Source organism: Nostoc sp. CALU 1950 (genome assembly GCF_051172895.1).
Taxonomy (GTDB): domain Bacteria; phylum Cyanobacteriota; class Cyanobacteriia; order Cyanobacteriales; family Nostocaceae; genus Nostoc; species Nostoc edaphicum_A.
This window is the reverse complement of sequence record NZ_JBDNJQ010000252.1, coordinates 1-7,817: the sequence shown is the minus strand read 5'-3', so window position 1 is coordinate 7,817 and position 7,817 is coordinate 1. Positions and strand designations below refer to the sequence as shown.

Sequence of the window (7,817 nt, the reverse complement as noted above, 5' to 3'; positions counted from 1 at the left end):
AAGTCAAATGAGGCTCTGTTCTCTTTAGATTTTCTTTACGAATCAGCTCTAAGGGTTGTTGACTTCGTTCAATTTCAAGAAGTCTTGCTAAATCCCCCTCTTGGTAGGCTTTATTGATTTCTTTCATGATTTCTGTGTGAGACTTTTGTGTTTCACTGTCTCTTGCTTTATCAGGGTGAAAGATTTCAGCTAATTTCAGAAATGTTTGACGAATTTTTCTTTGGTCATCTGTTCTGACTACAGAGGCAGAGTCTACAGACTGTTGTCCTTGCCAATATTGATGCTGTTCTTCACTAGTTTCCTTTGAAAAATCTGATTGGGAATCTTCATTGTCAAACGATTCGTCTAATGTATCTAACTGTTGGCTGTTGGGTTTTAGACTGATGGCTCCAGTTACCTGTAGGTTACGGTAAACTGCTTGTATATTTTTGAGGGTTTGTTTACCGAACTTTCTAGTAGTAAAAATCTCCTCAAACAGAGCATGGATTTCCTGGTCTAACTCAGCCATTTTTTGGAAACCGGGAGTAGCTTTATTGAGAAATTCTGTGCCAAAAGAACGCATCTGTTCAACAAAGTTCTTCAGTTCTGTGCGCTTTCTCTTGATCTGTTTGAGTATTGATTGATGTTCTTTCTCTAGAAACTCTAAGCGGATATGTAATTGAGACAGAGCTAGCGGAGTTACTTTAATTGATTGCGATGGAACTGTAGTTTTTCGAGGCATGAAACACGTATGTAAGTTTAAGGTTTAAAATATAACTGTTGCATTACTTAGGGGATGCGAAAAAAGACACCTCAAGGACTGCCATAGTTGCTAGGCATATTCTGGTTTAATTGCTGATTTTAAAAGTCATTATCGGTAAAGGGAACTATGGATGGTAAAAACCTTTGAAAAGATGGATAAAATTGTAACCTAGCTGCATAATCATCTGTAAGTGATACTTCTAATTTTATTGTTTGCTGATTTTTTTGATCAAAGAGCAACTGGATTTGATAATTTGATAATTAGTCCAGAATTGGTCGCCTAGATCATCTTCTAAATCAAAAAGTTTTTCTTCATCACCCCATATATTTGACCAGAGGACGATCCTATTAGCTCGAAAATGATTTTGACCATTTGCATCTCCAATTACAAAATATGCTTCGACAGTCAAATTAAATGCCAAATCATCAACCTGTGTTTCTGTGATGTTGCAATTAACGAGGATTAAGGTATCTGGGTTAACGTTTATTACCTGCTCTTGGCGTTTTAATAATTCTTGTAATACGAAATCAGGTAATAGCTCAGAACTTCCCTCAAGAGTTTGTTTTTGAGTTTCTGGCGAGTAACGAGTTTTTAACTCTTGCGTGATTAAAGTTAAAATATCTTCACTAGCTAAATTGACAACTATCTTTTCATCTGCGGGATTAAGGAAACTTCCAACATTCAGATTAATGTGTTTTTTAATTGGCATAGTTCTGTAAAATCCTTTTGAACAGTTCATACTCATCTACAAATAAAGCGAAGGCAAGGAAAAATATTACCTCAGCTTCAGTGATCCGTTTTTATCAAGACGTACTTCCGAGTAATTGCATCCTTAAACTCATAATTATAAATGACTGTGATTTGATAGCCTATTATGTTCATCCGCTAATATTTAAAAATGCCACAGTGCTTGACCAATTAACGGATTGGTTGAGTAAGTAACGAACAAATAAATTTTTAATAATATTTATTTCCTCACTGGTCAAATTTGCAGCCAGACGCTCGGCATAACTTGGTCGATTAAGATTAGCAGCAAATAAACGCTTGATAAAATTATCAGAGATGTGCATTGGTGTCAAATATTGTTCAACAACGACTTGTACACAGTGTCCATTTGAGGCAAAAGCGTGACGCAAATCGTCAGCATCCCAGTTAAGCATGGGGTCAGAGGCATCTGTATAAATAGCTTCTTCTGCTAAAACTAATCGCTCATACAATTGGGCATCTAAATTTTGGTTGGGCAGTAAGCGGTAAAACCTTTGGGTATGACGAGGTACTGTCTCACTTAAAATAAGCTTGACCGAGTGCGGGATCAATTGACCTAAAACTTGAGCAGCAAGTCCCTTATCTAGTTCCGAGGCTAGTACATTGCGCCCGATAATAGAGTCAAACTGTACATTTGGTGCAAGAGATGTCAGCATCGCAGGTATCTGTGCAACAGATGCAGTAAAAACTATTGGTCGCATTGTTTCAGGAAGTGCCGCAGCAAGTTCTACTAGAGCATTGGTATCAGAACTATTGCGAACACAGGCATAAACCCCACCTTCAGGAACTTGCCGGATTGCTTCCCAAGTAAGTAAACCAGTGGCGGCATTTAAATCCAATACTAAGTGATGACGTTGTAATTGGGCGAAAGTGAAAATGCGCTCGCGCACAGATGCTAATTGTGTACTTACCTGAGAAAGTGTACGTTGCAACCAACGCTCATCTGCTCGGTCAACAGTTCCAAAAGTTATGACTTCCATTGGCGCAACACCAATACCTTCTACTATTGCAGCAAGTTGAGCTTCCCGACGACGTGCCACTTGTGTTGCGATTTGGTGTTCATAACCTTGGGTTGATGGTTGGTAAAACAATTGACCTTGCAAGCTAGTGGGTAAATACTGCTGTTCTACCCAATGATCTCGATAAGCGTGAGGATAGAGATAACCCGCCCCATGCCCAAAACCTTTTTTATCCCGATTGGCATCTTTAAGGTGAGTGGGGACTTCTGCAAGATTTTCATTTTCTACTGCGGCTAAAGCATCAAAAAAGCCCATAATGCTATTGGATTTTGGTGCAGTAGCTAAATAAAGTACTGCCTGCGCCAAATGATAACGTCCTTCCGGCATTCCCACGCGATCAAAGGCTTCGGCACAGGCATTTGTAACGACAACTGCTTGTGGGTCAGCCAATCCGACATCTTCGCTTGCAAGAATTAACATCCGACGGAAGATGAAACGCGGGTCTTCACCTGCATAAACCATTTTGGCTAGCCAGTACAATGCTGCATCTGGGTCAGAACCTCGTAAGCTCTTAATAAAAGCACTGATGGTATCAAAATGGGCATCCCCTTCTTTGTCGTATAAAACAGCACGTTGTTGAATTGATTCTTCTGCCACTGCTAGAGGAATATGAATAACACCTGTAGCATCGGGAGGTGTAGTCTCTACAGCCAGTTGCAAAGCATTTAATAATGAACGAGCATCACCGTTAGCAACATTAACTAAATGAGTTAAAGCATCCATGTCAATTAGTACTGTTAAGTTGCCATAACCGCGTTCTGAATCAGCTAGTGTTTGCTCAACAATTTTGTATAAATCTTTATCAGTTAATTGCTGAAGTTGAAAAATTCGCGAACGGCTGACAAGTGCCTTATTGACCTCAAAAAAAGGATTTTCGGTGGTAGCACCAACGAGGATGATTGTACCATTCTCTACCCAAGGCAATAAGGCATCCTGCTGAGACTTGTTAAAACGATGGACTTCATCGACAAAAAGAATAGTTCGTTGATTATGGAACTTGCGCTGTTGTTGGGCTATTTCAATTGCGGCTCGAATTTCTTTAACTCCTGAGAGTACAGCATTGATAGCGATGAAGTGAGCGCGGGTGGTGTTGGCAATAACACGGGCTAGAGTAGTCTTTCCAGTCCCTGGTGGTCCAGAAAAGATTAAGGAAGACAGTTGATCCAAACTAATAGCACGCCGTAATAGCCTTCCTTGCCCAATAATATGCTCTTGACCAATAAATTCATCAAGTGTCCGTGGACGCATCCGAGCCGCCAATGGTGCTTCTTTTTCAGTTATTTTTGCAAGATGCTGGTCAAATAAATCCATTATTTAATACGTCGAGAGGAGGTGGGTTTTTCAAGCCATAGAAGATATGAAGATATATGTATGCTTTTTCAAGGTAAAAAACTATAACGACAATTAACATCTAAAAAGAAATTACTTTACGATCTCGCAAAAATTTACCGTTTATATTGCGTGGAGCATCAGTAGCCAACCAAATTGCAGTGTCGGCTCCAAGTTCTGGCGTGCGCGGTGCTGATGACCCACCCATATCTGTTTTAACCCACCCCGGACAAATGGAATTGACAACAATCCCAAAAGATTGTGAGGCTTGTGCCAGCATAATTGTTGCACCATTTAATGCCAGCTTTGATAGGCAGTAACTTGGGATATCGCACGACAAGTCTTCTAATGCTCCATATCCGCTTGAAACGTTGACAACTCTAGCATCAGGGGATTTTTCCAGCAGGGGTAAAAATGCTTGTACCATCCGAATTGCACCAAAGGTGTTGGCATTCATCGTGGAATCAAGTAACTCACGAGAAATGGTAAGAATATTTACATCTTTATCTGGATACACGCCAGCATTATTAATCAAAACATCTAACCGAGTAATTTTCTGGTGCAGGGTTTTTACTGCTTGGTTGATAGAACGATCATCAGTGACATCCAATTCGAGAGGAATTACCTTTGGTTGAAGTTTCTGGGCCGCAAGTTTTGCGTTATCAAAGGAGCGGGAAGTGATAATGATCGAGTAGCCTTTTGCCAGTAGACCTTGAGCGATGGCAAACCCAATCCCTCGGTTCCCACCAGTGATTAATGCCCATTTGTCTTGTGTGGATTCCATGTTATGTTCTCACTCGGCGCGATAAATGGAGGCGAGCGCAATTGTTACATCTGATTGTGCGTTTGAGGTCATAGCTGACGCCGGAAAAAATTTTACCAGAGGTGTCGATTTCAAATTGCCGTTCGACTTACTCACGAAAGGAAAGAATACAGGTATTGCTCGATTGTATCTAAATGATAAAAAAATTTTTACCAGAGGTGTCGATTTGAGCAATTGTCGTTCGACTTAATTACAAAGGGAAACAACAGAGGCAATTCAATGAAATATGTACTGCTGATTTACCTGGAAGAAAATGCCATGAGCCAAACCTTCTGGTCTGTCCGCTTTGGCATGTTGGTCGATCAATTCGGTATTTCCCCTCAATCAGTTGAGTCATGATAGTATTTATGTACTACTAAAATCTTAATTTTTCATCATTTCACGCGGTTCCTAGCCCTTGGGGGCGGCTTCGCCTACAGAGTTGGGCTTCGCGCTAATTACATTCCTCAATGATTCATCAAAAGGAGCTAAAGCAATGGAAACAGCCAAAACACAACAGGAGCCAATAATGAATACTGAGCCACAAAAGGAACATCAGTGGCTACAGAAACTCGTCGGTGAGTGGACTTATGAAACAGAGGCAATGATGAGTCCAGATCAGCCGCCTGAAAGAGCAACAGGAACGGAAAGTGTGCGATCAATTGGTGGACTCTGGGTTGTAGGTGAAGGACAGGGCGAAATGCCCTGCGGTGGTGCAGCAACAATGATAATAACACTGGGATATGACCCGCAGAAACAACGCTATGTAGGCACCTGGGTTGGGTCAATGATGACTTATCTGTGGTTGTACGACGGTGAATTGGACGCGGCTAAAAACATGCTAACGCTCAATTCTGATGGGCCCGCGATGACGGGCGATGAGAAGATGGCAAAGTACAGAGATGTAATCGAGCTCAAGAGTGATAATCATCGGGTGATGACATCTTATGTACTGGGCGATGATGGGCACTGGCATCAGTTTATGACCGTAAACTCTCGGCGGAAGCAGTAGCAGAATGCTAGGTCAGAAAGGCGGACAGGATGGAGGCAATACCCGTATTTCTCACCGATGCTCAAAGCCTGTGCTTGTCAGGGGAGCAGGGGAGCAGAGCAGAGCAGAGTTATTGTACAAGTTCTTTCCCCTCTGCCCCTTCCCTCAAGCTTGTGAGAAATGCGGGAATAGCCAATCACTTAAACCTTTGGCAACAAACAGAGTTGATAAATTCTTAACGAATCTAAGGATCACCTGATGGAGGTGCAAACGTCTTATTTCTGTTTGCAGGTTGCGGTAAGTTCAACATTGTAAAAAGTCCCTGGTTTGGGATTAATTGAACGCAACTCCTGGATAAAAGCATTAAATCTTGCATTGCTTATACCGAAGCCAGCTTCAGCACAAGCAGATAAACCTCCTTCGATGGGAATAGATCCGGCTTTAGGACTATAAACAATGAATTTATCGACGGTACTAGTGCCGACTGCAAACCCGATAACTTGGCGAATTGTTCGCAAAGCGGCATTATCTAAAGAACCACCAATACTGCCAATACTGATATTAACCGCACGACTTTCAGCCACAGCGGGCGGACTAATCGACAAGACTGCCCCGACAATCATTAAACAGGTGAACTTCAACATTATCCTCTCCTCCCAAAAATATGATGACGTTAGATATTGTTCTGATTAAGGCTGACCAAGAAAGTCTCCTTTGCCAAGTTCTACACCGCAGTGCCTAAGAATGTCATACGCTGTTGTGACATGGAAATAAAGATTTGGTAAAACAAAATATAGGAGAAATGGCATTCCTTGAAAAGAGAGAGTGTTGTCACGCATCTGTAGAGTAATTTCTCTCTCTTCTGAACCATCAATTTGCTCAGGTTTAAAAGTATTTAAATGAGAGATAGATTTTTGAATACGTTCAATAAGTTGAGGAAATGTAGTTTCATTGTCCTCGAATTTAGGTGGTTCTATTCCTGCTAACCGTGCGGCACCTCTATTGACTATATCAGAGGCAATTTGTACTTGTTTTGATAATGGAAACATATCTGGAGATAGACGACTATTGATCAACACAGAAGGATCTATTTTTTTAGTTTCAGCATAAGCAGCACCTTTTTCAAGAATATTTATAAGATTATTCAGTGCGCGAATAGACACGGGTATTAAAACTTGGTACATTGAAATGGTCATTGAGATTTCTCCAGAAAAAGTTCAAACGACTTTGAGCCGCCCATCTAATATTAGGGGGTATTGACTGTGATGTTGTGTCAAAGAATATGGAACCGAATTTAGGTCACAGTTCCAAAGATACTAAATGTTTTGAACGAACTTATACAACTCTAGACGATCTTGAGCTTCTTGCGTTTCGAGACTATGGTAAGATTCAAGACTATGCAGGAGAAACTTGGTTGACGCTCAAACAGGATTTACTGCAAACACTGCAAAATCAGCCAGATTGGGGAATAAGAGAAGCTCAAGTCGATATTTTCCTCCACGAAGGATTAATTGATGATGCAATTAAAACAGTAGAGAGAGATACTTACTATGATTCCAAACTGGTTCATCGAGTCATGGATGCAGCAGTTTCTTATTGTGAAGATTGGGTAATTGGTAACGCGAAGAGACGGGCAGAACCAATTATGGAACAAGGAAAAGCTGATCGTTATGATGCTGCGGTTAATTGGCTAAAAAAAGCAAAAGCTGCGTATGTGCAACTTGGACAAAAAGCTGAATGGTCTGCTTATCGCTCACAACTAGAAGCGGCTCATGGATGGAAACGTAAATTAATGGAATTATTCAAAGAACTGAATAAATAATATGACTACTTTGGAGCCGAATTCCACAAAACTACAAACACAACTCTCCCATATATACTTCGAGTTACATCCTTCTGTACAAAAAGTTATTCAGTTGTTTTCGGTAATTTATACACCGATAGACAAAAATTCCTTCGTAAGTTGTATTAGTAAGACTGGTGCTTTAGATGAAAACAATAAACCTTGGGGTACTAAAACCCTTAGTCCCCAGATTGATAAATTGTTAAAAGCAGGTTTGTTAGTACAGTCAAGTAGACAAGGTGCTGAATGTCATCCGTTACTTATAGAAATTGCTACTCGCCATGCTGTACAAACCGGACAGTTTGAAATCCTCGTCACAGCAGTAG

The 7,817-nt window shown here is 40.8% G+C and carries 9 protein-coding genes; 3 read left to right on the top strand and 6 right to left on the bottom strand.

Going from position 1 to position 7,817, the window contains the following annotated elements; translation table 11 throughout:
- From ABF638_RS35850 to ABF638_RS35835, 4 genes are all read right to left on the bottom strand, one after another.
- A partial coding sequence (locus ABF638_RS35850; protein WP_435027526.1) for a J domain-containing protein occupies positions 1-721 on the bottom strand: 721 nt, incomplete at its 3' end.
- 226 nt (positions 722-947) lie between these two features.
- On the bottom strand, positions 948-1,451 hold the full coding sequence (locus tag ABF638_RS35845; RefSeq protein WP_435027525.1) for a hypothetical protein: 504 nt from the start codon (positions 1,449-1,451) through the stop codon (positions 948-950).
- Between the two features lie 169 nt (positions 1,452-1,620).
- On the bottom strand, positions 1,621-3,837 hold the full coding sequence (locus ABF638_RS35840; protein ID WP_435027524.1) for an AAA family ATPase: 2,217 nt from the start codon (positions 3,835-3,837) through the stop codon (positions 1,621-1,623).
- A gap of 100 nt (positions 3,838-3,937) precedes the next feature.
- A complete protein-coding gene (locus ABF638_RS35835; RefSeq protein ID WP_435027523.1) occupies positions 3,938-4,639 on the bottom strand; it encodes an SDR family NAD(P)-dependent oxidoreductase in 702 nt (233 codons plus the stop codon).
- A 514-nt stretch (positions 4,640-5,153) separates the two neighbouring features.
- On the opposite strand from ABF638_RS35835, the gene ABF638_RS35830 reads away from it, so the two are divergent.
- Positions 5,154-5,669 carry a DUF1579 domain-containing protein gene (locus ABF638_RS35830; RefSeq protein ID WP_435027522.1) on the top strand — a complete coding sequence of 172 codons (516 nt, stop codon included), beginning with the start codon at positions 5,154-5,156 and terminating at the stop codon, positions 5,667-5,669.
- A 254-nt stretch (positions 5,670-5,923) separates the two neighbouring features.
- On the opposite strand, the gene ABF638_RS35825 is transcribed toward ABF638_RS35830, so the two are convergent.
- Together ABF638_RS35825 and ABF638_RS35820 are read right to left on the bottom strand one after the other, a co-directional pair.
- On the bottom strand, positions 5,924-6,292 hold the full coding sequence (locus tag ABF638_RS35825) for a hypothetical protein (protein WP_435027521.1): 369 nt from the start codon (positions 6,290-6,292) through the stop codon (positions 5,924-5,926).
- Between the two features lie 45 nt (positions 6,293-6,337).
- A complete protein-coding gene (locus ABF638_RS35820) occupies positions 6,338-6,844 on the bottom strand; it encodes a DUF1993 domain-containing protein (protein ID WP_435027520.1) in 507 nt (168 codons plus the stop codon).
- A gap of 74 nt (positions 6,845-6,918) precedes the next feature.
- On the opposite strand from ABF638_RS35820, the gene ABF638_RS35815 reads away from it, so the two are divergent.
- Positions 6,919-7,470: a hypothetical protein gene (locus ABF638_RS35815; protein ID WP_435027519.1), complete on the top strand. Its 552-nt coding sequence runs from the start codon at positions 6,919-6,921 to the stop codon at positions 7,468-7,470.
- A gap of 1 nt (position 7,471) precedes the next feature.
- The coding region (locus ABF638_RS35810) for a hypothetical protein (protein WP_435027518.1) at positions 7,472-7,817 on the top strand (346 nt) is incomplete at its 3' end.